Origin of the sequence: Streptomyces sp. PA03-6a (assembly GCF_033792765.1) — a bacterium.
Lineage (GTDB): Bacteria > Actinomycetota > Actinomycetes > Streptomycetales > Streptomycetaceae > Actinacidiphila.
The window spans coordinates 24,007-48,949 of sequence record NZ_JARAVK010000023.1 but is presented as its reverse complement, the minus strand read 5'-3'; the positions used below and the strand labels follow the sequence as shown (position 1 = coordinate 48,949).

Genomic DNA, 24,943 nt, shown 5'->3' with positions numbered 1-24,943 from the left:
TCCCGGCGACGGTGTGCTGGTGACCGTCCACCGGTGAACAGACCAGCAGAAGGCACCCCCGAGCATGCAGCCCCTGGCTCCCTCGACCGACCGCACCCCGGCCCCACCCGCGCAGCCGCCCGTACGCCCCCGTGGCAGGCGCAAGGTGTCCGCCGGCCTGCTGGATCCCCGCCTGCTCCTGGAGGCCTTGCCCGAGGCGCTGCGCAAACTCGACCCCCGCCGCATGGTGCGCAACCCGGTCCTGTTCGTCGTCGAGACCGGCGCCGCGCTGACCACCGCCTCGGCGGTCGTGCACCCGAGCGTCTTCGCCTGGGTGATCAGCGCCTGGCTCTGGCTCACCGTCGTCTTCGCCAACCTGGCGGAGGCCGTGGCCGAGGGCCGCGGCAAGGCCCAGGCGGAGTCGCTGCGCCGCACCAGGACCGACACCGTCGCCCGACGGCTGACCGGCTGGCGCCCCTACGGCCGTGACCACACCGAGCAGACGATCCCCGCCGCCGAACTGAAGCCGTTCGACGTCGTCCTCGTCGAGGCCGGGGAGACCGTGCCGGGCGACGGCGAGGTCGTCGACGGGATTGCCGCCGTCGACGAGTCGGCCATCACGGGCGAGTCCGCCCCGGTGATCCGGGAGGCGGGCGGCGACCGTTCGGGGGTCACCGGCGGCACTAAGGTGCTCTCCGACCGCATCGTCGTGCGCGTCACCTCCCGCCCGGGCCGGACCTTCCTCGACCGCATGATCGCCCTGGTCGAGGGCGCCACCCGGCAGAAGACGCCCAACGAGATCGCCCTCAACATCCTGCTGGCCTCGCTCACGATCGTCTTCATCCTGGTCGTCGTCACCCTCCAGCCGATGGCCGCCTACGCGGACGCGGCGCAGAGCACCGTCGTCCTCGTGGCCCTGCTGGTCACCCTGATCCCGACGACCATCGGCGCGCTGCTCTCGGCGATCGGGATCGCCGGCATGGACCGCCTGGTGCAGCGCAACGTGCTGGCGATGTCCGGGCGCGCCGTCGAGGCGGCCGGCGACGTCTCCACCCTGCTGCTGGACAAGACCGGCACCATCACGTTCGGCAACCGCCGGGCCGCCGCGTTCATCCCGCTCACCGGTGTCGACGCCATGCAGCTCGCGCAGGCCGCGCAGGTCTCCAGCCTCGCCGACGAGACCCCCGAGGGCCGCTCCATCGTCGTCCTGGCCAAGGAACGGTACGGGCTGCGCGCCCCGTCGGAAGGCGAGCTCGGACAGACCCGCTTCGTGCCCTTCACCGCACGCACCCGCATGAGCGGGGTCGACCTGCGCTGGGAGGACGGCGCGGGCGCCTCCGTGCGCAAGGGCGCGGCCGGCACGGTGGCCGGCTGGGTCACCGGTCGCGGGGGCCAGGTCCCCGAGGAGGCCGGCCACCTGGTGGACGCCATCGGCGCCTCGGGCGGCACCCCCCTGCTGGTGGCCCTCGACGACTGGAACGGCGCGCGGGTGCTCGGCGTCGTCCACCTCAAGGACGTCGTCAAGGACGGCATCCGCGAACGCTTCGCGGAACTGCGGCGGATGGGCATCCGCACGGTGATGGTCACCGGGGACAACCCGCTCACCGCGCGCGCCATCGCCGACGAGGCCGGCGTCGACGACGTGCTGGCCGAGGCGACCCCGGAGGACAAGCTCGCCCTCATCAAGCGGGAGCAGGCCGGCGGCAACCTGGTCGCGATGACCGGTGACGGCACCAACGACGCCCCGGCGCTGGCCCAGGCCGACGTGGGCGTGGCCATGAACACCGGCACCTCGGCCGCCAAGGAGGCCGGGAACATGGTGGACCTGGACTCCGACCCCACCAAGCTGATCGAGATCGTCGAGGTCGGCAAGCAACTCCTCATCACCCGGGGTGCCCTGACGACCTTCTCCATCGTCAACGACGTGGCGAAGTACTTCGCGATCATCCCCGCGATGTTCACGGCGACCTATCCCGGGCTGTCCGCCCTCAACATCATGCGGCTGCACAGCCCGGCGTCCGCGATCACCTCGGCGATCATCTTCAACGCCCTCATCATCGTGGCGCTGATCCCGCTGGCGCTGCGCGGCGTCCGCTACACGCCCTCCTCGGCGGGCGACCTGCTGCGGCGCAACCTGCTGGTGTACGGGCTCGGCGGACTGGTCCTGCCGTTCCTGGGCATCAAGCTCATCGACATGGCCGTGGTGCAGTTCGTGCCGGGCCTCGGCTGAGCGGCTGGGTCAGTGCCCGTGCGGCGCGGCGCGGTGCACCGGGCCGTGCGCCTCGCCGCAGTGGCCGTCCGCCCTGCCGGCCCCGGCGTCCGGGGCACCGCCCACGGTGAGGAGCTCGGCGGGCGCGTGGTCGACCTGCAAGGTGGTGTGGGTGAGCCCGTAGTCCGAGCCGAGCAGGTGCTCCAGGTCGCGCCGGACGGCATGGCAGTCACCGCCCGGCTCGACCAGGACGTGCGCCGACAGGGCGGCCTGGCCTGAGGTGATGGTCCAGATGTGCAGGTCGTGGACCTCGGTGACGGCGTCGTGGGCGGCGAGCCGGTCGCCCACCTCGTCCGGGTGCAGCCCTGCCGGGGCCGCCTCCAGGAAGATCCGCCCGGAGTCGCGCACCAGCCCGCACCCCGCCTTGAGCATCAGGCCGACCACCACGAGCGTCGCGATGGCGTCGGCGCGGACGAACCCGGTCAGCAGGACGACCAGGCCCGCCACGGCGGTGCCGATGAAGGCGTACAGGTCGTTCAGCACGTGCTGGAACGCGCCTTCGACGTTGAGGGACGTGCGGTTGGCCCGCGACAGGCACCATGCCGCGCCGATGTTGACGACCACTCCGGCCAGTGCGGTCACCAGCACCGGGCCGCCCGCCACGTCGGGCGGCGAGACGAGCCGCCGCACCGCCTCGTACGCCAGCCACGCGGCGAGCAGCAGCAGGGTGATGCCGTTCGCCTGCGCCGAGAGGATCTCGGCACGCTTGAGCCCGTAGGTGAAACCGCCCCGCGCCGGGCGCGCCGCCAGCCGCATCGCGACGAGCGCCAGCACGATCGAGGCGGCGTCGGTGAGCATGTGGGCGGCGTCGGAGAGCAGCGCGAGGGACCCCACCAGCACACCGACGACGACCTCGACGGCCATGAAGCCGGCGATCAGCCCCAGCGCGAGCCCCAGCCAGCGCCGGTCGGCGTTCTCGGCCACACCGTGCCCGTGCCCGTGCCCGTGCCCGTGCCCGTGCTCGTGCTCGTGATCGTGCGCGTTCATGGTGCGGCGACCTCCCCGTTCCAGGTACGACACCCGCAGGGAAACACATCGGCACACCGATCGGCAAAGACTGCACCGGTGACCGTTGTCAACTTCGATAAGACGGCGGTGACCTGCACCGACGTCCGGCCGATCACGACGCGCCCGGCTCCGCCCGCGGGACCGCCGGGACCCCCGGAGGCGGGCGGCCTCCGGGAGAACCCCCGGCGGGGTCAGGCGTTCGGACTCGCGCCGCGGGCCGCGAGCATGTCGGCCATCAGGCGTATCTCCGCCTCCTGGCCCTGGACCATGCCCGCCGCCAAGCGCCGTACCTGGTCGGTCCGGGCGAGGTCGGCGGCCGCGGTGGCCATCTCCACGCCGCCCTTGTGGTGGGCGGTGAGCAGTTGGAGGTAGAGGACCGCGGCGGCCTTGCCCCGGGCCGCGTCGAGCCGTCGCAGTTCGGTGTCCGTGGCCATGCCCGGCATCAGCGACCCGTCGTGGGGCGCGTAGGCCATGTCGTGGCCCATCCACGTCATGGGCGGCTTCGACGACGACTTGGGCAGCCCCCAGACGTCCAGCCAGCCGAGCAGCATGCCGCGCTGGTTGGCCTGCGTGTTGATCACGTCGTAGGCGAGCCTGCGGACGTCCTCGTCGTCCGTGCGGTCGCGGACGATCAGGGACATCTCCACCGCCTGCTGGTGGTGGATCGCCATGTCGCGCGCGAAGCCGGCGTCGGGTGAGTCCGTGGCCGGGGTGCCCCCGCTGCTGGGCCGTGCCGTGAGCAGGGTGAAGGCCAGGGCCGCGACGACGACCAGCGCCATGGCGCCGGCGAGCGCGAGCAGCGGCTTGCCCGCGCCCCGGACGGCGGTCACGAGGCCTTGCCTCCGGTGCAGGGCGCGCCGGGCTCGGGGGTCTGGTCGCCCTGCACATAGGTGTCGAAGAACTTCGCCACGCGCGGATCGTCGGCCTTGGTGACGCCCAACTGGTGGCCCCACGCGGTGAGAGTGATCGGTGAGGCCTGGTCCGCGTAGGGGCTCATCAGGGAGTACGGGGTCTTCGAGACGCGGGCGCCGAGCGTCTTGACGTCGGCGTCCGATGCCTTGTCGGTGTACGTGACCCACACCGCGCCGTGCTCCAGGGCGTGCACGGCGTTCTCATTGGTGACGGGCTTGTCGTAGACGTCGCCGTTGCAGTTCTGCCAGACGGGGTTGTGGTCGCCGCCGGCGGGCGGGCTCATGGGGTAGTCGACGGTCTTGTCGACGTGGTTCTGCGTGAGGCCGGACCACGTCTTCTCCCCGCTGATGGAGCCGGCGGCCGCGCTCTTCCCGCTGCTGCTGCCGCCGCTGTCGTCGCCGGCGGCGTTGACCAGGTAGACGCCGCCACCGACCAGCCCGACGAGGATGGCGGTGCAGGCGGTGACGGTGATGATCCGGTTGCGACGCTCGCGGGCCTGCTCCTGGCGGCGTATCTCCTCGACGCGCGCACGGCGGTCGGTGGCCCTGGCCTTGGAATGGGGGGAACCCATGGCATGTCCTGATTCCCCGCCGCGTCGGTGACACGGCGGTGCTGGTGAAGGGGCGGATGACGTACGGCGCGCACGGGCGGTCGCCGCCGGCGCGGTCGGCCCTTCTACGTCCGCTGGATCTGGAGCATGTACAGGTCGAGTGAGCGCACGGTGCCGGGGGACGGCGCACGCATCCCCGCGGCGGCGACCGCGGGCGGCCACACCGACGGCGGTTCCGCGCCGGCGAGGTGCGGCAGGGGCGCGGAGCCCAGGGTCACCGGCGTGTGCTCCGCGGGGGAGCAGCCGTTGTCGCGCCTGCCGGGGTCATGGCCGTCCGTGCACACCTCGTCGGCGACGTACGCGACGTGCGAGGAGACGAGGGTCCGCGCGGGGCCGTACGGGTCGTCCGGCGCCCCGGAGTGGCCGCAGACCGCGAGGGCGGCGAGCAGCCCGCACAGGACGAGGACAACACCGCTCAGGCGGGCGGGTATCGCACCGCCTCGGCCGGCTCCTCCGTCACTGCGCATCGCGGCAGATCGTACCCGCCGCCACGCGCCGTACCCGCGCCGGGTGCGCCCCGGGGGAAACCGGGGTGCAAGGCGCCGTGGGGCCCTGCCAGGCTGCTCCGCATGGACGTTCACCTGGAGCCCTGGTCGGAGGCGGCCCTTCCGCTCCTGCGGCGGATCAACATTCCCGAGATGCGGCGGCACGTCGGGGGCCCCGAGCCCGAGGAACTGCTGCTCGCCCGGCACGAGCGCTACCTGGCCCTGCCGGAAGCCAGGCTGGGCCGCATGTACGCCGTGCTCCTCGGCGACGAGCCGGTGGGCAGCATCGCGTACCACCGCCGGGACTGGCAGGGCGAACCGGTCTACGAGACCGGGTGGAACGTCCTGCCGCCGTACCAGGGCAGGGGCATCGCCACCGCGGCCGGTGCCGCGCTGATCGCCCTCGTGCACGAGGCCGCCCGCACCCCGGAGGCTCCCCACGCGCTCCACGCCTTCCCGTCCGTGCGGAACGCCCCGTCGAACGCCCTGTGCCGCCGCCTGGGGTTCACCCTGCGCGGCGCCTGCGACTTCGAGTACCCCAGGGGCAGCGGGACCTTGATGCGCAGCAACGACTGGCGCATCGAGTTCGGCGCCCCGCGTGAGGAGTTGTCCCGCCGGTCATGTGACGGTTGAACCGGGCACAGTCCGTCCGCTGTCCCGGTGTGACGATCGGGGGCAACGGGCGGCAGCGGGCGTCGGCAGTCAGGTCAGACAGCACGGCCGTCAGCCCCCCGATGCCCGACCCGCGAGCCGGACGGCGATCTGCTTCTGCACGTTGCGGTCGGCGGAGGAGGACTCCCAGTGCGCGAGCCGTTCCAGATACCGCAGTATGTTCTCCGAGCGGTCCGGGCGAGCCACGGCGATCACATCGACACCGACCTCTCCCGTTGAGGCACCGATGAACAGGCTGCTGTCGAGAGCCATCATGGCCAAGCGGGGCGGCCTGCGTGGATGCCGAGGAACGCCGATGACGAGCCCCGGCCCATGATGTCCCATCCGTCCAGGAGCCGGACCCGGGTCCAGGCCATCCGTACGTGGCGGCCCCAGCCCTGGTTCCGCAGGGCGGCCGGGTGCGTGTGAGTGCCGTGGGGAAGCTGGACGAGGAACTCGCGCCGGTGGTCGAAAAGACCCGATGAGACCGCGAGGCCGTACCAGTCCTCGTTGAGACGCTCGACGAGCCGTGGAGTGTCGTACGGGTGGGTGAAGCCGCCGGCGAAGTCCTCGGAACCGTACCCCGCGACGAACGGCATCACGCCCTCCGGCACGGCGTTCGGGATCACTTCGAGGCCGGCCCGCCGCAGCGGCCGGTACACCTTGCGTTCACGCTCCTGGGTGCCCACCGGTCACTGTTCTACCAGCAGCGCGCCACGAACCCCCCGGCCACGGCCCTTCAGCCGGCCGGGGTCGAGGCCGTCCTGGCGGAGCGCAGGAGGTCGCGCAGTGCCTCCAGGACCACTTCGGGTCGTTCCTCGTGGAGCCAGCCGTGTCCGGCGTCGCCGATGACGCGATGCCCGCCGCGGGGGACGGAGGCGGCGAGGCGTGCGTGGAGGTCGAGTTTGGCGGCGTTCATCTCGCGGACGGTGTCCTCCGACCACAGGTGGGCCTGGGTGGGGTCGACGCCCATCGCGGACAGCACGATCAGCGGTACGTCGGGGAGGGCGGGGGCGTCGCGCAGTTCGCCCGCGACGACGTCGTGGACGTTCCTGTCCTCGTCCCAGCCGGTCCGCCACCGGGTGAGGTGGTACTCGGCGAGCGGTTCGCGGACGCCGTCCGGCCAGCGCGCGAAGTGCCGCGCGAGGGCTGCCCGTGACTGCTCGATCTGCTCCGGCGTCGCCTCGGGGAGTTCGGCGCTCCGCATCCGTTCCACCTTGTCGCGGATCTCCTGCGACGCCCGTGCGTACATGTCCTCGTGGAAGGGGTCCAGCAGGAGGAGCCCCGCCACCTCGCCGGGGTACCGCTGCGCGAAGCGGCGGGCGTAGGCGGCGCCCAGTGAGTGGCCGACCAAGAGGTACGGACCGGGGACTTCGGCCGTGTGGAGCAGGGCGTGCAGTTCACCGGTGACGTCGGCCGCCGTGCGGGGGAGCGGCACGGGGGTGCTCCAGCCGGTGCCGCCGCGGTCGTAGAGGACGGACGTGGTGAGGGCGGCGACGCGGTCGTGGAGGTTCACGTAGTCCAGGCCGACCATGCCCGCGCCGGGCACGAGCACCACGGTGGGGCCGCCGGTGCCGGAGCGGTGCAGCAGCAACTGCCCGCCGTCGACGTCGTGAAGCCGTCCGAGTGGCGGCGCCCCGAGGACGGTGGTGCCGGGTCGGTCCTCGGTGTGCGGCTGGCGGGTCATCTGCGGTCTCCTCCCGTACGTTCTACGTTCTCAACTTTGAGAAAGGTATCCGACATGAGATCGTACGTCCATGGACACGGTCGACCTGCTGCTGCACCCCGTGCGGCTGCGCATCGTGCACGCCATGTCGGGGAACCGCACGCTCACCACGTCGCAGTTGTGCGACCTGCTGCCGGACGTCTCCAAGGCAACCGTCTACCGCCACGTCGGTCTCCTCGCGGACGGGGGAGTGCTCGAGGTCGAGGACGAGCAGCGCGTACGCGGCGCCGTCGAGCGCCACTACCGGCTCCGCCGCGAACGGGCCGTGGTCGACGCGGAGACGGCGGCGTCGGTGTCACGGGAGGACCACCGCAGGGTCTTCGCGGTCGCCATGGCGGCGCTGATGGCCGAGTTCAACGCCTACCTCGACCGGGACGGCGCCGACCCGGCCGCCGATCTCGTCGGCTACCGCCAGCACGCTCTCTGGCTGAGCGACGAGGAACGCGCCACGCTCATCGCCGACCTGCGGCGGGTCCTGCTGCCCCGGCTGGCCAACGGCCCGGCCCCCGGGCGGACGCGGCACCTCGTCAGCCCGATCCTGTTCCCCGCCGAGGAGCCCCAGGGCCCGGGCGGCCCGGCCTGACACCCGGCGTCAACGGCGGTGGCGGGCCCGCCGCTTGGGGGAGCGGCGGTCCGTCACCAGGAAGACGACCAACAGCGCCGCGACGACGCAGATCGCCATGGTCTCGGCCGCGAAGATCAGTTCGCCGAACCCGTCGTCCCCCGCCTCGACGGGAGGGACGTAGACCTCCCGTGACGGACCGGTGGAGGGCGCGCCGGAGGGCATGCCGAAGCGCAGGGGCACCATGCGGAGGCTCATCGCCGGTCAGTATTGCGGGCTCCGGCCCGCCGCGGGACGGGACGCCCGGACCGGGGGCGCCCGCACCGTGGCCGCGCGCCGGGTCAGCCGGTGAGCGCCGGGAGCGCGGCGGGACGGCGGAAGAGCCACCGCAGGAACGTCCGCCGCGGCGGACGCGCCCGCACCTGCCCGAACTCCACCTCACCCACCAGCTCCACGCGCAGGGCCACCGGTGTCGCCGGGCCGGCGGCCGGCCGGATGTCCACCTTGCCGAAGCTGACGGCCAGCTCGTCGGCGTCCACCACGATCCCGGGCCGCGTCACCAGCACCAGGGAGCCACCGCGGACGTCCACGTCGATGCGGAGGGTGTCCTGCGTGATCACGGCGCCGGTGAAGTCGAGCAGCACCTCGCCCCACTCCGACTGGACCTCCATGCGCCGCGGCACGACCCACCGGTCGACGCGGCGGAACGAGCCCCCTCGGTGGTCGACCCGGACCAGGTCCTTGACGTCCCCGACGGCCACGCCCGGCGCCCCCGCGGCCGCCGGAAGGTCGGCGGTGAGCGGTGCCAGTTCGTCGAGCGTACGGGCCGACAGGGCGGCCTCCAGGCGCTCGTCCAGCTCGTCGGCGGACAGCAGCCCGTCGCCCGCGGCCACGGTCAGGACGTCCACCACCCGGTCCCGGTCCGCGTGCGAGGCCCGCAGTGGGGGCGGCGCGAGCGGCGCGCCCGTAGCGGACGGCCCATCCGCGGGCGGGATCTCCTCCGGCATGTCCCCACCCCGTTCTGGTCGGCGGCTTCGGTGAGACGCGATACACAGGTCGCGAACTAACGCTATATCGCGTCCTGGTCGCGAGCCAAGCCCGCACCCCGGCCATCCGAGCCGTATCCCGGTCCGGCCTGCCAGGGCGCCGTCAGGATCGTGTAATTTCCCCAGTGGAGTGCCGGGAAGTCTGGTCGGCGGCAAGTGTTCACCGTCAGCCGTACGCGGCTCCTCCCGTGGGGACCCTCACATGACCGTCCTGACCGCCGTCCTTCTCCTCGTGGCACTGGCCACCATGGTGGCCACGGGCGCCAGGCACTGGCGGATCCCCGCCCCCTCGCTGCTGGTCGTCGCCGGGCTCGTCGCCGGACTGCTGCCGTGGGTCCCGGCGGTGCACGTGGCGCCGGAGGTGATCAGCGTCGTGGTCCTCCCGCCGCTGCTGTACGCCTCGGCCGAGGAGATCTCCTGGCGCGAACTCCGGCCGGTGTGGCGACCGGTGACCGTCCTCGCCTTCGGTCTCGTCGTGGCCTCGGCCGCCGCCGTCGCGGCCGTCGCGGCCCGGCTGACACCACTGGGCGCGCCGATGGCCCTGGTGCTCGGAGCCGTCCTGGCCAGTACGGACCCCGTTGCGGTGACGGCCCTGGGGCGCAGGCTTGCGCTGCCGCCCCGAGTGCGCACCCTGGTGCAGGCGGAGAGCCTCTTCAACGACGCGACGAGCCTGGTGCTGTTCAAGGTCGCCGTCGGGACCGCGGTCGCCGCCGGAGCGTTCGCCCTGCCCGCTGCCGCAGGCCGTTTCGCCGGGCTCGGCGGCGGCGGTGCGCTAGTCGGCGCCGCGGTTGCCGGAGCCGTCGCGCTCATCCGCAGGAGAACGGAGGACCCGGTCCTCGAGACGGTCGTTTCCCTGGTCACCCCGTACGCCGCCTTTGTGCTCGCCGAGGACCTGCACACCTCCGGCGTCACGGCCGTGGTCGTGGCCGGAGTGGTGATGGGCAGTACCGGTCACCGGTTCACCAACGCGCCGATCAGGCTGCAGGTGCACGCCGTCCACCGGACCGTCGTGTTCCTCTTGGAGAGCGTCGTGTTCGCGCTCATCGGCCTGCAACTGCCCACCCTCGTACGCGAACTCGACCCCGTCGAGCGTGGATGGCCGCTGGCGGCCGGCGTGGTGGCGGTGGCGGCGACGCTCATCGTCGTACGGCTGCTGTGGGTCTTCCCGCTCTCCGCAGTGATGCAGTTCCGCCGCAAGGACGGTCCCGTCTCGTGGCGGGTGCCCCTGGTGACGTCCTGGGCGGGGACCCGTGGGGTCATGCCGCTGGCCGCGGCACTCTCCATCCCGTTGGCCACGCAGAGCGGCGCACCGCTCCCGCACCGCTCCCTGCTGCTGAGCCTCACCACGGGTGTGGTGGTGCTGACCCTGGTGGTGCAGGGATTCACCTTGGCCCCCGTGGTCCGCCGCTCCGGCATCGCGCTGGAACCGGAACACACCGCGCGCGAGGAGGCGCAGGCCCGGGATGCGCTCTCCCGTGCCGGTCTGAGCTACCTGGACCAGCTCGACGACCTCGAGGCCGTACCCGAGTCCGTGATCGTGCCGTTGCGTCGGCAGTTGGAGGCCGAACTCGAGCCCAGGGACGGCGTTGCCGGTTCGGACCGGTACGCCGATCCGTCCGGCCTCGCCGCAGCCCACCGGGAGCTGCGGCGAGCCCTGATAGGCGTGCAGAGCCGCGAACTGCGCAGACTTTACGAAGCCAACCTGGTGGGCGACGGCACATGGCGCAATGTCCAGCGGGCCCTGGACCTGGAGGAGGCCGGGCTCAGGGAGTGACGAAACCGTGCCGCCGCCACCTGGCGCCGAACCGCCGCCCGCTTCCGCCACCCCGGGCCGACGGCACTCCGGGCGCGGACGGCACGGCCAGGACCGGGCAGCGGGCGTACGTGAAGCAGTGGGCGGCGACGGACGGCGCGAAGAGCCGCTGCCACGGGCCGTGGGGACCGGCACCGACCACCAGCAACCCCGCGCCCTCGCCGGCCACCTCCACCAGCGCCGGTCCCGGGCGGCCCAGCGCGAGGACCGGACGCAGCGGGGGGTCCAGCGGCAGGTCGCCGTCGAAGGCGGCGTCCAGGGCCATGAGGAGCCGGCGCCGGGCCAGCCGTCGCCACCGGTCGGGGTCCGGCGGGGGTGGCGGCCACCGGCTCTGCGTCGCACCGGCACCGTCCCAGGCCGTCTCCCATGCGGTGACCACGGTCAGCACGCAATCCCGCCGCCGGGCCTCCTCGGCGGCCCGGCGCAGCGCCACCACGCTCACGGGGGAGCCGCTGACGCCGACGACGACGCACTCTTCGCGGACCTCACTCATGCCTCCCATGAAACGCCCGGAAACGCGCGGACCAGGGGTCCTTGTCGCGATCCTGACGCCGTCCGCGCCACCCGCGAGAGCCGCGCCGTTAACGTTCGCGCGCTCGCCGTAAACGTCGCGTCAGGGATCGCACCCACCCCCCGGACGGCGGGCATAGCGTCCCTGGTGCGTCCCGGAACGCCGGCCCCGGCCGGGGCGCCCCAGGAACCGCAGCAGGTGCCGCAGCAGGAGGAAGCCATGACAGAGCTCATGTACGGGGACGACCCCGAGCCTTCGGATCCGTCCCCGGCCGGACGACACCGGGAGACGTTGTACGTCCCCGTCCGGCCGGGACCCGTGGGATGCGTCGCGCGCATGTTCCGCACGCCCCTGGGCGGCCGCACGGCCGTCGGCTTCACCACCACCGAGCGCCTCACCGAGACGCTCGGCGCCGACCAGCAGTGGATCACCCTGTCGGAATCCGCGCTGCGGTCGCTCGCCCGGCCGCTGGGCGTCACGGCACTGACCGTGGACCCGCAGTTCGCCGCACCCGCCGTGTCGGACGTACCGGAGGAAACCGGTCGCCGGCTCGACCCCCAGACCCTCGGGGTCCTCAGGGTCACCGGCGCGGTCGCGCTGGTCGACGCCCTGGCCCTGTGGATCGGCTGAAAGGAGCGCCGTCATGACTCTCGTCACCGAGCACCTGGAGACCGCGTACCCGGACGCCGACCTGTCGGTGTGGCCCGCGTCCGCCTCCTCCGCCCCCCACGGTGAGGTCACCGTGGGCGGGGTCGCCCTCACGGAGATCGCCGAACGCTTCGGCACCCCTGCCTACGTCCTGGACGAGGGCGAGGTACGCGACCGCTGCCGCGCCTACCGCGCGGCCTTCCCCGACGGCGACGTGCTGTACGCCGCCAAGGCCTTCATGTGCCGTGCCATGGCCCACTGGGTGGACGAGGAAGGCCTCGGCCTCGACGTCTGCTCGGCCGGGGAGCTCGAGCTCGCGGTCGTCACCGGCTTCCCGCCGGAGCGCATCCTGCTCCATGGCAACGCCAAGAGCCCGGAGGACCTGGCCACGGCGCTGCGCCTCGGCGTGGGCCGGATCGTGATCGACAGCACCGGCGAGATCGCCCGGCTGGCGGCCCACGTCCCGCCGGGGGACCGGCAGAAGGTGCTGCTCCGCATCGTGCCGGGCATCGCCGCCGGTCACCACAACGCGGTGCGCACCGGCACCGACGACCAGAAGTTCGGGCTGTCCCTGACCGACGGATCGGCGCAGCACGCCATCGCGCGCGTGCTGGAGCAGCCACGGCTGGAACTGGTCGGCCTCCACTGCCACCTGGGCTCGCAGATCAGCAGCGTCAAGCCGTACCTCGCGGCCGTGCGCCGGCTGGTCGGGCTGCTGGCCGCCGTACGCAGGCAGCACGGCGTCACGCTGCCGGAGCTGGACCTGGGCGGCGGGCACGCGGTCGCCTACCGGCCGGGCGAGGCGGCGATGGACCTGACGACGCTGTCCGCGCGGATACGCGCCGAGCTCGCCGAGGGCTGCGCGGCCGCCGGGCTGCCGGTTCCGCGGCTGACGGTGGAGCCGGGCCGCGCGATCGTGGGTCCCGCCGGTGTCGCGCTGTACCACGTGCTGTCGGTCAAGCGCACCGGCGGACAGACCTTCGTGGCCGTCGACGGCGGCATGAGCGACAACCCCCGGCCCGCCCTGTACGGGGTGCGCTACAGCCCCCGGCTGATCGGCCGTCACTCCACGGAGGAGCCGGCCCTGATGACCGTGGTCGGCCGGCACTGCGAGGCCGGTGACATCCTCGCCTCGGCGGTGCCCCTGCCGGCCGACGTCCGGCCCGGGGACCTGCTGGCGGTGCCGGTCGCGGGCGCCTACCACCTGTCGATGGCGTCCACGTACAACCTCGTCGGCCGTCCGCCGGTCGTCGCGGTCCACGAGGGCCGGGCCCGGCTGCTGGTCCGCCGCGAGTCGCTCGCCGACTTCCGCAACCGCGACATCGGGCTCTGAGCCCCGGGGCCCCGGGGCCCCACGACCAGGCGTCCCCGACGCCGTCCGAACGCCCTCCGGGCAGGTGATGTCCCCGCGTCCCCCTGCCCGGAGGTGCGCCATGCCCATTTCCGTTCCAAGAGGCCCGGTCCACGGGTCCCGATCCACCAGAAGAGAGAGTCCGGTGAGTGTGGAGTACGCCGTCCGCCTGATCGTCGCGGAGGGAATCCGATGACCATCGCACCCGCACCCGTCAGACCGGACCGTGAAAGCCCCGTCCTTCCCCCCGAGGCCGGCGGGAAGCGCCGTGTCGGCGCAGGACTGCTCGACCCCGGACAGCTGTGGCTCGCCCTTCCCGACGCCCTGCGCAAGCTCAACCCGGTGACGCTGGTCCGCAACCCGATCATGTTCGTCACCGAGGTCGGCGCGGCCCTGACCACCGGGCTGGCCCTCGTCCATCCGACCCTGTTCGGCTGGCTGATCACGGTGTGGCTCTGGCTGACCGTCGTCTTCGGCAACCTCGCCGAGGCCGTCGCCGAGAGCCGCGGCAAGGCCCAGGCCGACTCCTTGCGCCGCATGCGCAAGCTGACCACCGCCCGCCGGCTGACGGAGGACGGCGAGAAGGTGGTGCACGCCATCGCGCTGCGCCGCGGTGACACCATCGTCGTCGAGGCCGGGGAGACGATCCCTGGTGACGGCGATGTCGTCGAAGGCGTCGCCAGCGTCGACGAGTCCGCCATCACCGGCGAGTCCGCACCCGTCATCCGCGAGGCGGGCGGCGACCGATCGGCCGTCACCGGCGGCACCAAGGTGCTGTCCGACCGTATCGTCGTGCGCATCACCCAGGAGTCCGGACGCAGCTTCCTGGACCGGATGATCGGCCTGGTCGAGGGCGCCAACCGGCAGAAGACGCCGAACGAGCTCGCCCTCAACCTGCTGCTCGTCATGCTGACCTTCGTCTTCCTGGTCGCCGTCGTCACCCTGCAGCCCATGGCGATCTTCTCCAAGGGCTTCATGGGCGCCGCCCCCGACAGCGCCGCCATGACCGCCGACGGCGTCACCGGCATCGTCCTGGTCTCGCTGCTCGTCTGCCTCATCCCGACGACGATCGGCGCCCTGCTGTCGGCCATCGGCATCGCCGGAATGGACCGCCTGGTGCAGCGCAACGTCCTGGCCTCCTCCGGCCGCGCCGTCGAGGCCGCCGGCGACGTGAACACGCTCCTGCTCGACAAGACCGGCACCATCACCTACGGCAACCGGCAGGCGAGCGCCTTCCTGCCGGTCGGGGCCGTCGAGCCCGAACAGTTCGCCCAGGCCGCGCTGCTGTCGAGCCTCGCCGACCGGACCCCGGAGGGGCGATCCATCGTCGCCCACGCCCGCGAGCACCACGCGCTGTCCCACCACAAGGCCGACGAGATCGACCTGCCCGACGCCCGGTGGGTGGCCTTCAGCGCCACCACCCGCATGTCCGGGGTGGACCTCCCCGAAGGAAGGAAGCTGCGCAAGGGCGCCGCCGCCGCGGTCGCCGCCTGGGTCCGCGACGAGGGCGGCACGGTCCCGGCGGGCATGGACGTGTACGTCGAGCAGGTGTCCGCCGCGGGCGGGACACCGCTCGCCGTCGCCGAACTCCCGGCCGGCAACGGCCCCGCGCGCGTCCTGGGCGTCATCCACCTCAAGGACGTCGTCAAGCCCGGCCTGCGCGAACGCTTCGAGGAGATGCGGCGGATGGGCATCCGCACCGTGATGATCACCGGCGACAACCCGGTGACCGCCCGCGCCATCGCCCAGGAGGCGGGCGTGGACGACTTCCTCGCCGAGGCGACCCCCGAGGACAAGCTCGCCCTGATCAAGCACGAGCAGGCCGGCGGCCACCTCGTCGCCATGACCGGCGACGGCACCAACGACGCACCGGCACTGGCGCAGGCGGACGTGGGTGTCGCCATGAACACCGGCACCTCGGCCGCCAAGGAGGCCGGCAACATGGTCGACCTCGACTCCGACCCCACGAAGATCGTGGAGATCGTCGAGATCGGCAAGCAACTCCTCATCACCCGCGGCGCGCTGACGGCCTTCTCGATCGCGAACGACATCGCCAAGTACTTCGCGATCCTCCCCGCGATGTTCGGCGGGGTCTACCCGGCCCTCGACGCGGTGAACATCATGCGGCTGCACTCGCCCGCCTCGGCGATCCTGTCGGCCGTCGTCTTCAACGCCGTCGTCATCGTCGCGCTGATCCCGCTCGCCCTGCGGGGCGTCCGCTACCGGCCCAGCAGTGCCTCGGCGCTCCTCACCCGCAACCTGTGGGTGTACGGCCTCGGCGGGGTGGTCGTGCCGTTCCTCGCGATCAAGCTCATCGACGTCGCCCTCGTCCAGTTCATCCCAGGGATCTGACCATGGCTGACACCTCCACGCTGCCCCGCTGGGCCGCGCACCACCTCGCGGCCCTCCGCATGGTGCTCGCGCTCACCCTCCTCGTCGGACTGGCCTACCCCCTCGGCATGACGCTGCTCGCCCAGGTGCCGGGCCTGCGTGACGCCTCGTCAGCCGACACGCTCATCGGCAAGGCCTACACCGACTCCCAGGGCAACGCGCTGCCCGGCTACTTCCAGTCGCGCCCCTCCAACGCGGGCGACGGCTACGACACCGCGGCCTCCGGCGCCGGCAACCAGGGCGCCGAGAGCGTCGTCGACACCCCCGACAAGCCCAGCCTGCTCACCCAGGTGTGCTCGCGCAGCAAGGCGGTCGGTGAGCTCGAGCACGTCGACGGCGCCCGCCCCTACTGCACCCCCGACGGCGTCGGCGCCGTGCTCGGCGTCTTCCGTCAGGGCGGCACCACGGGCCGCGTGACCCGCGTCGTCAGCCTCAACCAGCCTTGTCCCGCGCGGCCGTTCCTCACGGCCTACGAGCACGTGGCCGTCCGCTGCGCGGAACCCGGCGCCGACTACACCCGCGCCGTCGTCACCCCCGTACGCGGCGACGCGCCGGCCCGCCCCGCGGTCCCCGCCGACGCGGTGACCGCCGGCGGCAGCGGCCTCGACCCCGACATCAGCCCCGCGTACGCGGGCCTCCAGGCACCCCGTGTCGCCCGCGAGCGGGCGGTCGGCGAGGACACCGTGCGCGCCCTGATCGCGAAGTACACCACCGGCCGCGCCCTCGGCGTGCTCGGCGAGCCCGCCGTCAACGTCGTCGAGCTCAACGCAGCCCTGGACCGCACCCACCCGACGCGCGGAGCGTGAGAGCAGACATGTACGGCTGGATCCAGGCCTCCCTCGTCATCGCCGTCGTGGTGGGCCTCCACGTCCCCCTCGGCGACTACATGGCACGCGCCCTCGAGGGCGGTCGCCACCTGAGACCCGAACGCACCCTCTACCGCCTGTGCGGTGTCGACCCGGACAAGGAACAGGACTGGCGGCACTACCTGTTCGCGCTGCTGGCCTTCTCGGCCGTGAGCATCGCCGCCCTGTTCGCCCTGTTCACCCTGCAGGACCGGCTGCCGTGGTCGCTCGGCCGCGACGGCATGCCGTGGCGGCTCGCCCTGCACACCGCCGTCAGCTTCACCACCAACACCAGCTGGCAGAACTACGCGGGTGAGTCCACCACCGGCCACCTCGCCGTCATGGCCGGCCTGGGCACCCAGGCGTTCGCCTCCGGCGCGGTCGGCATCTGCGTCGCGCTGGCCCTCGTCCGCGGGCTGGTCCGGCGTGACACCGACCGGCTCGGCAACTTCTGGGTCGACCTCGTCCGCAGCGTCTTCCGCGTCTTCCTGCCCCTCGCGGTCGTCTCCGGACTCCTGCTGATCGCGCTCGGAGTGCCGCAGCACCTGTCGGGGAGCGACCAGCTCGCCGCCCCCGTCGGCTCCTGGGAGTCCATCAAGCTGATGTCCGGCGACGGCGGCGGTGTCTTCAACGCCAACAGCGCCCACCCCCTGGAGAACCCCTCGGCCTGGAGCAACACGCTCGAGATCGTGCTCATGCTCCTCATCCCGACCGCCCTGATCCGCACCTACGGCCGGCTCGTCGGCAGCTTGAAGCAGAGCTGGACCCTCCTCGCGGTGGTCGGCATCCTCTTCGGACTGCTGCTGGCCGCCGCCAACCTCGCCCAGAGCGCCCACACCGGCACCGTCAGCGCCGCGGTGGGCGGCCAGACCGAGGGCACCGAGACCCGGTTCGGCGTCCCGGCGAGCACCCTGTTCGGCGTGTCGGCCACCGCCTCGGCGGACGGCGCCGCCAACTCCTCTTACGACAGCTTCTCCAGCCTCGGCGGCGGCGTCCTGCTGGCGGGCATGATGCTCGGCGAGATCGCGCCCGGCGGCACCGGGAGCGGCCTGTACGGACTGCTCGTGGCCGTCCTCGTCGCGGTCTTCGTCGGCGGCCTGATGGTCGGCCGCACCCCCGAGTACCTGCGCAAGCGGATCGGCACCGGGGAGATGCGGTACGTCGTGCTCTACGCGCTCGTCGCGCCCACCGCGATCCTGGTGTGCTCGGCCATCGCCGTCGCCCTGCCCGGCGGGCGCTCCTCGATGGGCAACCCCGGCCCGCACGGCCTGACCGAACTCGTCTACGCGTACACCAGCAACGCGGCCAGCAACGGCAGCGCGATGGCCGGCTTCAACGGAGCCACCGACCTGCACAACCTGCTGATGGTCGTCGCCATGCTGATCGGCCGCTACGTCCCCGTGGTGTTCGTCCTCGCGCTGGCGGGACGCCTCGCGCGCCAGCGGGCCGGTGTGGTCACGGTCGGTACGCTGCGCCCGCACGGGGTCAACTTCGTCGTCCTGGCCACCGGCGCCGCCCTGATCCTCGCCCTGCTGAACTTCCTGCCCGTCCTGTCCCTCGGCCCGGTGGCGGAGGGACTGCTGTAGTGCCGACGGTCGGTCACCCCCCGATGCGAAGCTGAGGGGGTGACGAGGACCCAGTACTTCACCGCGACCAGCCTCGACGGCTTCATCGCCGAACCGGACGGCTCCCTCGACTGGCTCTTCGAGGTCGAGGGGGAGGGCTTCGAGCGCTTCAGGGCCTTCTTCGCCGGCGTCGGGGCCTTCGCGATGGGCGCGACCACGTACGAGTGGATCCTGGACCACGACCGGCTCCTGGAGCGGCCCGGGAAGTGGACCGAGTACTACGGCACCACCCCGGCCTGGGTCTTCACCCACCGGGACCTGCCCGCCGTCCCCGGGGCGGACGTCACCTTCGTGCGCGACGACGTCCGCCCCGTCCACGAGGCCATGACCGCCGCCGCCGGGGGCCGGAACATCTGGCTGGTGGGCGGCGGTGAACTGGTCGGCGCCTTCGCCGATCACGGGCTGCTGGACGACCTGATCCTGGGCGTCGCCCCGGTCACCCTCGGCGCCGGCGCACCGCTGCTGCCGAGGCGGCTGACCTCGGCCCGGCTGCGGCTGACGGACGTCGAGCGGGTCGGCCAGTTCGCCTACCTGACGTACACGACACGCTGAGGCCGGTACGGGTACCGGCACCGGTGCCTGCGATGCGCGGCGCGGTCCGGTTCCGTGCGAGCATCTGCGGATGCTCATACTCGCCGACGAACTCGGACGTCTCGCCTGCACGGTGACGGGGGAAGGCCCGCCCGTCGTCCTCGTGCACGCGGGCGTCGCCGACCACCGGATGTGGGACGGGGTCGTGCCCGGCCTCGCGCAGCACCACACCGTCATCCGCTACGACATGCGCGGCTTCGGCCAGTCCCCGCCACCGGCCGGCCCGTTCAGCGAACACGACGACCTGCGCCGCGTCCTGGACCACTTCGGCCTCGACCGCGCCCGCGTGGTCGGCGCGTCCTTCGGCGGCCGCGTGGCGCTCGACTTCACGCTCGCCCACCCCGGGCGCGTCCACTCCCTGGCCGTCTTCTCCCCGCCGTGGCCGGGGTACGACTGGTCGCCGCAGATGATCGCCTACGACGAGGCCGAGACCGAGGCGCTCGCGGCGGGCGACCACGAGGCCGCGGTCCGCGTCAACCTGGACATGTGGCTCCGCGGCCCGGCCCGCGGATGGGACGAGGTCCCCGCCGGGGCGGCCGACCGGCTGCGCGGGCCGCTGCGGACGGCGCTGACCCACCAGGGCACGGTCGACGCGCACTCGCAGGGCCGCGCGGACGGCGACGTCGCTGCCCTCTCCGTGCCCACCCTGATCGGCATCGGCCTCCTCGACGTGCCGGACTTCCAGGACATCGCCCGCCGCTACGCCGCCACGATCCCCGGCGCCACCCTGGCCGAGTTCCCTGCCGCGGCCCACCTCGTCGCCCTCGAAGCCCCCGCCGACGTCACGGCCGCCCTGCTTCCCTTCCTCGCCCGTTAGGCCGTGTCGTCAAAGGAGCGCCGGCCGCCCGGAGGGCGGGCCCAGCGGCGTCTGGTGCGGTGCATCGCAAGGCGGAGAGTCGTCCTCGTAGTGGGCTACTCGGACGATTCGACAACGCAGCGAGGTGCCGTGCCAGGCGCCGCTGGGCAGGCGGGACTTTGACGACACGGCCTAGCGCTGTCGCACCGCCAACGCGGTGGCCGTCCGGTCCGCGCCGTCGGCGCGTGGGGGCGCGCGGGTACGGATCATCCCCGCGGGACCGTGGACGTCCGGCGCGCCCCCGCACGCCGGACGGGGCAAGGGAAAGGAGCAACCCCTGTGGACATGAAACTCGAGGTCGTGGTGGTGCCCGTCGCCGACGTCGACCGGGCCAAGGACTTCTACGTGGGCCTCGGCTGGCGGCTGGACGCGGACCTCACCACCGGCGAGGACTTCCGCGTGGTCCAGGTGACCCCGCCCGGCTCGCCCTGCTCGGTCATCTTCGGCACCGCGGTCAGCTCGGCGGGGCCCGGCTCGGTCCAGGGCCTCCACCTGATCGTGGAGGACGTGGTCGCCGCCCGCGAGGAACTCGTGGGGCGCGGAGTCGAGGTGGCCGGACCGTTCCACGACGCCGGAGGGATCTTCCACCGTGCCGGGACGGAAGGACGTGTGTCCGGCCCCGACGCGGAGCGGCGCAGTTACTGCTCCTTCGCGTCGTTCAGCGACCCCGACGGCAACGAATGGGTGCTCCAGGAGATCACGGAGCGGCTGCCGGGACGCTGACCTCCGCCCCTGGTGCCGTACGGTTGCGCACCGCGGGCGCCGCCGCGCCCGCGGTGCGCAACCTTCACACGGTGGCGACGGCCTTCTGAGGCCCGGTCACGCCCAGGATGGCGAGGCAGTTCGTCCACAGCGGGCTGAGGCGCCCGGTGTCGTTGTACAGCTTGGCGAAGAGCACCTGCCCCTCGAGCTGGGCGACGATCGACGCCGCGGCTGCGTGGGTGTCGGCGACGGTGACATCGCCGCGCTCGCGGGCCTCGGTGACGACCTCGTCGATCATGTCGACCTGTGTCTCGAAGATCTCCTGCAGCCGTCCGCGGATGGACTCCGTCTGGTTGCTCATCTCCAGCGTCAGGTTGCCGAACATGCATCCGGAGACCGTGCCGCAGGACTGCTGGCCCGCGTGCTGGCTCTCCTCGGTCGCCTCGAACAGCCGGCGCAGCCGCTCCAGGGGTGCCTCGTCGGCGCCCAGGATGCGGGTCCACTCGCGCCTCTGCGCCGCCCAGTGCTCGTCGATGACGGTCAGGGCGAGGGCTTCCTTGGACTCGAAGAAGTAGTAGAAGCTGCCCTTGGGCACCCCGGCCGCCTTGCAGATCTCGGCCACCCCCAGGGCGGAGTAGCCGCGCTGCTCGATGAGCGTCTGCGCGGCAGTGATGATCTTCTCCCTGGCATCACTCGTGCGTCCCATGACAGCAGTATACGACCGATCGACTATTGTGTCGTCGACCGGTCGGTCCCGCTGCTTCCCCGGCCGGGAATCCCGACCGGCCCCCATCGTGGGCGCGCCGGCGGCGCGCGCGCCAGGACCGGTTTCCTCCCTGCTGCGAGGCTGCGACTCCCACACGCCCCCCGTGGCGGAGATCCGGCAGGCCAGGCCCTAGCATGGCGGCGTGGAGCTGCGTCAACTTCGGTATTTCGTCGCGGTCGCCGAGGAGCTGAACTTCGGGAGGGCGGCCGAACGGCTCCTGATCGCCGGGCCCTCACTGTCCCAGCAGATCAAGGCGCTCGAACGCGACCTGGGGGTCAGGCTCTTCGACCGCGACCGCCGTTCGGTGTCGATCACCCCCGCGGGCTCGGCGCTGCTCCCGCACGTCCGGGCGCTGCTGGAGCGCGCGGACGACGTGGGGCGCCGCGCCAAGCAGCTGGCCGGCTCGGAGGCGGTGCGGCTCGGCTACACCAACTGGCTCCCCGCCGACCTGGCGGCCCGTGCGTCCGCGGTGGCCCGGCTGCACGTGGACGCGTGGATCGGCCCCTCCCACACCCAGGCCGCCCGGGTGGCCGAGGGCGGCCTGGACCTCGCGGTCTGCTGGGTGCAGACGGCGGACCTGGAACGGTGCGGCCTGCGGTCCCGGCTCCTGGGTGCGGACCTGCTCTACGCGGTCTCCACCGGCGACGACACCAGTGCCGTCCGGGCCGAGGACACCGTCGTCCTCCTCGACGACGACACCACCACCTGGCAGTCGTGGAACGTCTACGCGGAGCGCTTCGCCGCCGACACGGGAGCCCGCACGATCCGTATCTCCGACGGCGGTATCACCGGCAGCGGGTTCTTCGACCACGTCCGCCGCTGCCGCGGACCGGTCGTCAACTCGCCCAAGGGTCAGACCACCCCGCTCCCTCCGGACCTGGTCAAGCGGCCGGTGATCGCGCCCGAGGTCTACTGGACCTGGTCGCTGGTGTGGCGCGCCGACGAGGTCCGCGACTCGGTGCTGGCCGTGGTGGACGCCCTGGCCGAGGGTGTGGGCGACCTCGGCATCCACGGTCCCGACGTCTGGCTCCCCGACGGAGATCCCTACAAGCGATAGATTTTCGGCGATATGCCGGAATTGTCGCTCGGTTCTCACGGTTATAGGTGACCGGTCGGCTATCTCGCCGGCGCGGTCCCTCCATCCATCGGGAGCAGGTCATGAGCGTTGAGGGTCAGAAGGTCGCGGTCGTCACCGGTGCGTCGCAGGGCATCGGTGCCGGTCTGGTCGAGGCGTACCGCAAGCTGGGGTACGCGGTGGTGGCCACGTCGCGGAACATCGGCGAGTCGGCGGACCCGGGGGTGGTGGCGGTGCGCGGGGACATCGCGGACCGGGGCACGGCGGAGCGGGTGATCGCGACGGCGGTGGAGCGGTTCGGCCGGGTGGACACGCTGGTCAACAACGCGGGGATCTTCGTGGCGAAGCCGTTCACGGAGTACACCGAAGAGGACTACCGGGCCGTGATGGCGGTGAACCTGGACGGCTTCTTCCGCGTCACGCAACTGGCGGTGGAGCGGATGCTGCAGCAGGGCGGGGGACACGTCGTCCAGATCTCCAGCAGCCTCGGGGACCAGCCGGACGCGAAGGTGACGTCGGTGCTGGCGTCCCTGACCAAGGGCGGCCTGCAGTCGGCCACGAAGGCACTGGCGACCGAGTACGCGGCGCAGGGCATCCGGGCGAACGCGGTGGCGCTGGGCACGATCAAGACCCCGATGCACCCGGTGGAGACCCACGAGATGCTGGCGGGCCTGCACCCGGTGGGGCGCATGGGCGAGATCGACGACATCGTCGAGGCCGTCCTGTACCTGGAGAGGGCGCCCTTCGTGACGGGTGTGGTGCTGCCGGTCGACGGCGGCCAGAGCGCGGGCCGCTGACGTGCGGCGGCCTCCGCCGTGGTGGGAGGCAGGGCCTTCCGCCGCGGAGGACGCCGGTCGTGGCGTGCCGACCGGCCGTCGGGCCGGGTACGGCCTGGAACGACTCCTGGACGTCCTGCCCGTGGCGTCCTGCCCGTGGCGGCTGCGCCACGGGCGGGTGCACGACGCCGTCCTGTGCCTCCCCGTCCGGCACGACCAGCGCGAGCCCGGCACTCTTCGGCGTCAGGTGCGCAGCTCCCTTGACCTGCCGGAGGTGCCGGAGGAGGCCGCGGACGACGCCCTCGTGGTCGTCTCCGAGCTGGTCACCAACGCCGTCACGCACGGCACCTCGCCCGCAGAGCTGCCGATCGTCGCCGCCCTCGCGTCGGACCACGGCCTGACGGTCCGCCCCGGCGCCGGTGCCTGCTGGGCCGCCCTGCCCCTGGACCGCCCCCGGCGGGACGGCGAAGGCGGCGACCAGGCGGCATGCGTCGCGCTGACGACGGCTTTCGCCGCGCTCCTGCTCGTCGCGGTCTTCACGGCGGGCTGCCTGCTGCAGTTCGTCTGAGACGGGGCGGGGGAGGAGCCCGCGCCCCGTCCCGGCGTCCTACAGGTCGAGCTGGTACTCGATCGCCTGGTGCGTGGGTCGGTAGCCCAGCGCGTCGTTGATGTTCCGCATGGGCCGGTTGCCGTCGGCGGTATCGGTCAGCAGACCGTCGAGTCCGGGGTGGCGCTGGCGCGCCTGCCGGATCGACTCGGCCTTCATCCACCGCCCCAGGCCGTGTCCCCGGTGCCCGGGCAGGACTGCGGTGCCGTAGTGCTGGCCGTCGCCCTTGCCGTGGCCCGGGACGACCAGCTCGGTGAACCCGGCGATGGAGCCGTCCGCATCGTCGACGGCCACGACGGTGTGCAGCAACTCCCCTCGCGCCTCGACGGCTTGGGCGGCAGCACGGACCCGGTCCACGTCCCAGGTCACCGTGCCGTAGGCGACGTCGTCCATCGGCATGTCGTCCATGGCCCGGCGTGACGCGGCGAACGTCGTGGCGAGGTCATCGGGCACGGTCCCGTGCCACGACGCCAGCCGGTATCCGGGGTGTGGACGCTCGACGATGTCACCGAGGGCACTGATGTCCACGTCGGCCATCGGGAGCCTGGCGAACGTCAGCGTGAGGGCCTTGCGGAAACCCCGTGCCGGGAGGAAACGGTCGCCGGGCGAACCGGCCTCGGCCTGGGCGATGACGCAACGCCGGCCGTCCGCCCGGGCAGCCGCCACGGCCGCGGCGAGCAGCCGCGAGCCGACGCCGCGGCGCCGCTCCACCGGATGGACGTGGAGCTTCAGTTCGGTGAGGTGTTCCTGCCCGGGACCGCTGAACAGGCGCAGGAACGCCGATCCGAGAGGAATCGCGTCCGCGTCGCTCGCCAGCCACGCCAGCCGGGAGCCGGACGGGCCGTGAGCGGGGTCGGTCAGTGGGGTGATGCGCATCGACAAGGTGTCTCCGCCGTCAGGAGGTGGGAAAGGGAACGCGGGATCGACTGCCGGGCACTCCTGCACATGTGCCGCACACCTCCTCGTCGACGAAGCCGGCCGGTGACACCCGGTCGGCCGGGGGACGCTAACGGTTCCCGCAGGTCGACGGCAACCCGTTTCGGATCCGGCAGCCCGGGAGCTCGCGGTCTCCCCCGACGGCTTCGTCACGGCGCCGCCTCGCCGCCGCGCGTGAGCGGGCGGAGGCGACGGCGTCGCT

The 24,943-nt window shown here is 72.7% G+C and carries 27 protein-coding genes; 15 read left to right on the top strand and 12 right to left on the bottom strand.

What is annotated here, in order from left to right:
- The first annotated feature begins 64 nt into the window (after positions 1-64).
- The gene (kdpB, locus tag PV350_RS08660; protein WP_500333299.1) at positions 65-2,209 is read left to right on the top strand and encodes a potassium-transporting ATPase subunit KdpB; all 2,145 of its coding nucleotides are present in this window, start codon (positions 65-67) and stop codon (positions 2,207-2,209) included.
- Between the two features lie 9 nt (positions 2,210-2,218).
- Here the strand turns inward: kdpB (PV350_RS08660) and PV350_RS08655 are convergent, their stop codons facing one another.
- The 4 genes from PV350_RS08655 to PV350_RS08640 all read right to left on the bottom strand — a co-directional run bounded on the left by PV350_RS08655 (position 2,219) and on the right by PV350_RS08640 (position 5,245).
- Positions 2,219-3,235 (bottom strand): cation diffusion facilitator family transporter, encoded by a 1,017-nt coding sequence (locus PV350_RS08655; RefSeq protein WP_500333298.1) that lies wholly within the window; start codon positions 3,233-3,235, stop codon positions 2,219-2,221.
- Positions 3,236-3,447: 212 nt separating this feature from the next.
- Positions 3,448-4,035, bottom strand: a complete 588-nt coding sequence (locus PV350_RS08650) for a DUF305 domain-containing protein (protein WP_500333303.1) — start codon at positions 4,033-4,035, stop codon at positions 3,448-3,450.
- Between the two features lie 47 nt (positions 4,036-4,082).
- Positions 4,083-4,739, bottom strand: a complete 657-nt coding sequence (locus PV350_RS08645) for a thioredoxin-like domain-containing protein (protein WP_500333297.1) — start codon at positions 4,737-4,739, stop codon at positions 4,083-4,085.
- Between the two features lie 104 nt (positions 4,740-4,843).
- A complete protein-coding gene (locus tag PV350_RS08640) occupies positions 4,844-5,245 on the bottom strand; it encodes a hypothetical protein (RefSeq protein ID WP_499509442.1) in 402 nt (133 codons plus the stop codon).
- Between the two features lie 102 nt (positions 5,246-5,347).
- Between PV350_RS08640 and PV350_RS08635 the strand changes: the two genes are divergently transcribed.
- A complete protein-coding gene (locus PV350_RS08635) occupies positions 5,348-5,896 on the top strand; it encodes a GNAT family N-acetyltransferase (protein WP_500333296.1) in 549 nt (182 codons plus the stop codon).
- Between the two features lie 90 nt (positions 5,897-5,986).
- Here PV350_RS08635 and PV350_RS08630 read toward each other — a convergent pair whose 3' ends face one another.
- From PV350_RS08630 to PV350_RS08620, 3 genes are read right to left on the bottom strand one after another with little or no spacing between them, the layout of a single operon-like run.
- Entirely contained in the window at positions 5,987-6,190 is a 204-nt protein-coding gene (locus PV350_RS08630) for a hypothetical protein (RefSeq protein WP_500333295.1), read from the bottom strand.
- The gene (locus tag PV350_RS08625) at positions 6,187-6,603 is read right to left on the bottom strand and encodes a hypothetical protein (protein ID WP_500333294.1); all 417 of its coding nucleotides are present in this window, start codon (positions 6,601-6,603) and stop codon (positions 6,187-6,189) included. Before PV350_RS08625 ends, PV350_RS08630 begins: the two co-directional genes overlap by 4 nt.
- Positions 6,604-6,653: 50 nt before the next feature.
- A complete protein-coding gene (locus PV350_RS08620; protein WP_500333293.1) occupies positions 6,654-7,601 on the bottom strand; it encodes an alpha/beta fold hydrolase in 948 nt (315 codons plus the stop codon).
- Between the two features lie 70 nt (positions 7,602-7,671).
- Here PV350_RS08620 and PV350_RS08615 point away from each other — a divergent pair, with 70 nt between their 5' ends.
- A complete protein-coding gene (locus tag PV350_RS08615) occupies positions 7,672-8,223 on the top strand; it encodes a helix-turn-helix domain-containing protein (RefSeq protein ID WP_500333292.1) in 552 nt (183 codons plus the stop codon).
- 9 nt (positions 8,224-8,232) lie between these two features.
- On the opposite strand, the gene PV350_RS08610 is transcribed toward PV350_RS08615, so the two are convergent.
- Both PV350_RS08610 and PV350_RS08605 read right to left on the bottom strand, forming a co-directional pair.
- Complete coding sequence (locus tag PV350_RS08610) at positions 8,233-8,460, bottom strand: hypothetical protein (RefSeq protein ID WP_500333291.1); 228 nt, start codon at positions 8,458-8,460, stop codon at positions 8,233-8,235.
- Positions 8,461-8,543: 83 nt separating this feature from the next.
- Entirely contained in the window at positions 8,544-9,209 is a 666-nt protein-coding gene (locus PV350_RS08605; RefSeq protein ID WP_500333290.1) for a DUF1707 SHOCT-like domain-containing protein, read from the bottom strand.
- 241 nt (positions 9,210-9,450) lie between these two features.
- On the opposite strand from PV350_RS08605, the gene PV350_RS08600 reads away from it, so the two are divergent.
- Positions 9,451-11,022 carry a Na+/H+ antiporter gene (locus PV350_RS08600; protein WP_500333289.1) on the top strand — a complete coding sequence of 524 codons (1,572 nt, stop codon included), beginning with the start codon at positions 9,451-9,453 and terminating at the stop codon, positions 11,020-11,022.
- Here the strand turns inward: PV350_RS08600 and PV350_RS08595 are convergent.
- Positions 11,012-11,554 carry a universal stress protein gene (locus PV350_RS08595; RefSeq protein WP_500333288.1) on the bottom strand — a complete coding sequence of 181 codons (543 nt, stop codon included), beginning with the start codon at positions 11,552-11,554 and terminating at the stop codon, positions 11,012-11,014. The genes PV350_RS08600 and PV350_RS08595 overlap by 11 nt on opposite strands.
- A gap of 237 nt (positions 11,555-11,791) precedes the next feature.
- Here PV350_RS08595 and PV350_RS08590 point away from each other — a divergent pair, with 237 nt between their 5' ends.
- From PV350_RS08590 to PV350_RS08555, 8 genes are all read left to right on the top strand, one after another.
- Entirely contained in the window at positions 11,792-12,202 is a 411-nt protein-coding gene (locus PV350_RS08590) for an SAV_915 family protein (protein ID WP_499509435.1), read from the top strand.
- Positions 12,203-12,215: 13 nt separating this feature from the next.
- Entirely contained in the window at positions 12,216-13,553 is a 1,338-nt protein-coding gene (gene lysA, locus PV350_RS08585; protein WP_499509434.1) for a diaminopimelate decarboxylase, read from the top strand.
- Between the two features lie 210 nt (positions 13,554-13,763).
- Positions 13,764-15,923 carry a potassium-transporting ATPase subunit KdpB gene (gene kdpB / locus PV350_RS08580; protein ID WP_500333287.1) on the top strand — a complete coding sequence of 720 codons (2,160 nt, stop codon included), beginning with the start codon at positions 13,764-13,766 and terminating at the stop codon, positions 15,921-15,923.
- 2 nt (positions 15,924-15,925) lie between these two features.
- The gene (locus PV350_RS08575) at positions 15,926-16,768 is read left to right on the top strand and encodes a potassium-transporting ATPase subunit C (protein ID WP_500333286.1); all 843 of its coding nucleotides are present in this window, start codon (positions 15,926-15,928) and stop codon (positions 16,766-16,768) included.
- Complete coding sequence (gene kdpA, locus PV350_RS08570; protein ID WP_500333285.1) at positions 16,765-18,393, top strand: potassium-transporting ATPase subunit KdpA; 1,629 nt, start codon at positions 16,765-16,767, stop codon at positions 18,391-18,393. The genes PV350_RS08575 and kdpA overlap by 4 nt, the downstream gene beginning before the upstream one ends.
- A gap of 39 nt (positions 18,394-18,432) precedes the next feature.
- Complete coding sequence (locus PV350_RS08565; RefSeq protein WP_500333284.1) at positions 18,433-18,984, top strand: dihydrofolate reductase family protein; 552 nt, start codon at positions 18,433-18,435, stop codon at positions 18,982-18,984.
- Positions 18,985-19,054: 70 nt separating this feature from the next.
- Entirely contained in the window at positions 19,055-19,840 is a 786-nt protein-coding gene (locus PV350_RS08560) for an alpha/beta fold hydrolase (protein WP_499509429.1), read from the top strand.
- Positions 19,841-20,158: 318 nt separating this feature from the next.
- Positions 20,159-20,602, top strand: coding sequence for a VOC family protein (locus tag PV350_RS08555; RefSeq protein WP_500333283.1), 444 nt, complete (start codon positions 20,159-20,161; stop codon positions 20,600-20,602).
- 64 nt (positions 20,603-20,666) lie between these two features.
- Here the strand turns inward: PV350_RS08555 and PV350_RS08550 are convergent, their stop codons facing one another.
- Complete coding sequence (locus tag PV350_RS08550; protein ID WP_500333282.1) at positions 20,667-21,287, bottom strand: TetR/AcrR family transcriptional regulator; 621 nt, start codon at positions 21,285-21,287, stop codon at positions 20,667-20,669.
- Positions 21,288-21,489: 202 nt separating this feature from the next.
- Here PV350_RS08550 and PV350_RS08545 point away from each other — a divergent pair, with 202 nt between their 5' ends.
- The 3 genes from PV350_RS08545 (at position 21,490) to PV350_RS08535 (ending at position 23,766) form a co-directional block, all read left to right on the top strand.
- The gene (locus PV350_RS08545) at positions 21,490-22,404 is read left to right on the top strand and encodes a LysR family transcriptional regulator (RefSeq protein WP_499509426.1); all 915 of its coding nucleotides are present in this window, start codon (positions 21,490-21,492) and stop codon (positions 22,402-22,404) included.
- Positions 22,405-22,505: 101 nt separating this feature from the next.
- A complete protein-coding gene (locus PV350_RS08540) occupies positions 22,506-23,219 on the top strand; it encodes an SDR family NAD(P)-dependent oxidoreductase (protein WP_499509425.1) in 714 nt (237 codons plus the stop codon).
- A gap of 64 nt (positions 23,220-23,283) precedes the next feature.
- On the top strand, positions 23,284-23,766 hold the full coding sequence (locus tag PV350_RS08535; protein WP_500333281.1) for a hypothetical protein: 483 nt from the start codon (positions 23,284-23,286) through the stop codon (positions 23,764-23,766).
- Positions 23,767-23,805: 39 nt separating this feature from the next.
- Here the strand turns inward: PV350_RS08535 and PV350_RS08530 are convergent, their stop codons facing one another.
- Positions 23,806-24,687: a GNAT family N-acetyltransferase gene (locus PV350_RS08530; protein ID WP_500333280.1), complete on the bottom strand. Its 882-nt coding sequence runs from the start codon at positions 24,685-24,687 to the stop codon at positions 23,806-23,808.
- Positions 24,688-24,943: the final 256 nt, after the last annotated feature.

Coding starts and splice junctions, on each gene's coding strand:
- kdpB (WP_500333299.1), top strand. CDS start 65: ATGCAGCCCCTGGCTCCCTCGACCGACCGCACCCCGGCCCCACCCGCG.
- PV350_RS08655 (WP_500333298.1), bottom strand. CDS start 3,235: ATGAACGCGCACGATCACGAGCACGAGCACGGGCACGGGCACGGGCAC.
- PV350_RS08650 (WP_500333303.1), bottom strand. CDS start 4,035: ATGGCGCTGGTCGTCGTCGCGGCCCTGGCCTTCACCCTGCTCACGGCA.
- PV350_RS08645 (WP_500333297.1), bottom strand. CDS start 4,739: ATGGGTTCCCCCCATTCCAAGGCCAGGGCCACCGACCGCCGTGCGCGC.
- PV350_RS08640 (WP_499509442.1), bottom strand. CDS start 5,245: ATGCGCAGTGACGGAGGAGCCGGCCGAGGCGGTGCGATACCCGCCCGC.
- PV350_RS08635 (WP_500333296.1), top strand. CDS start 5,348: ATGGACGTTCACCTGGAGCCCTGGTCGGAGGCGGCCCTTCCGCTCCTG.
- PV350_RS08630 (WP_500333295.1), bottom strand. CDS start 6,190: ATGATGGCTCTCGACAGCAGCCTGTTCATCGGTGCCTCAACGGGAGAG.
- PV350_RS08620 (WP_500333293.1), bottom strand. CDS start 7,601: ATGACCCGCCAGCCGCACACCGAGGACCGACCCGGCACCACCGTCCTC.
- PV350_RS08615 (WP_500333292.1), top strand. CDS start 7,672: ATGGACACGGTCGACCTGCTGCTGCACCCCGTGCGGCTGCGCATCGTG.
- PV350_RS08610 (WP_500333291.1), bottom strand. CDS start 8,460: ATGAGCCTCCGCATGGTGCCCCTGCGCTTCGGCATGCCCTCCGGCGCG.
- PV350_RS08605 (WP_500333290.1), bottom strand. CDS start 9,209: ATGCCGGAGGAGATCCCGCCCGCGGATGGGCCGTCCGCTACGGGCGCG.
- PV350_RS08600 (WP_500333289.1), top strand. CDS start 9,451: ATGACCGTCCTGACCGCCGTCCTTCTCCTCGTGGCACTGGCCACCATG.
- PV350_RS08595 (WP_500333288.1), bottom strand. CDS start 11,554: ATGAGTGAGGTCCGCGAAGAGTGCGTCGTCGTCGGCGTCAGCGGCTCC.
- PV350_RS08590 (WP_499509435.1), top strand. CDS start 11,792: ATGACAGAGCTCATGTACGGGGACGACCCCGAGCCTTCGGATCCGTCC.
- lysA (WP_499509434.1), top strand. CDS start 12,216: ATGACTCTCGTCACCGAGCACCTGGAGACCGCGTACCCGGACGCCGAC.
- kdpB (WP_500333287.1), top strand. CDS start 13,764: ATGACCATCGCACCCGCACCCGTCAGACCGGACCGTGAAAGCCCCGTC.
- PV350_RS08575 (WP_500333286.1), top strand. CDS start 15,926: ATGGCTGACACCTCCACGCTGCCCCGCTGGGCCGCGCACCACCTCGCG.
- PV350_RS08560 (WP_499509429.1), top strand. CDS start 19,055: ATGCTCATACTCGCCGACGAACTCGGACGTCTCGCCTGCACGGTGACG.
- PV350_RS08550 (WP_500333282.1), bottom strand. CDS start 21,287: ATGGGACGCACGAGTGATGCCAGGGAGAAGATCATCACTGCCGCGCAG.
- PV350_RS08540 (WP_499509425.1), top strand. CDS start 22,506: ATGAGCGTTGAGGGTCAGAAGGTCGCGGTCGTCACCGGTGCGTCGCAG.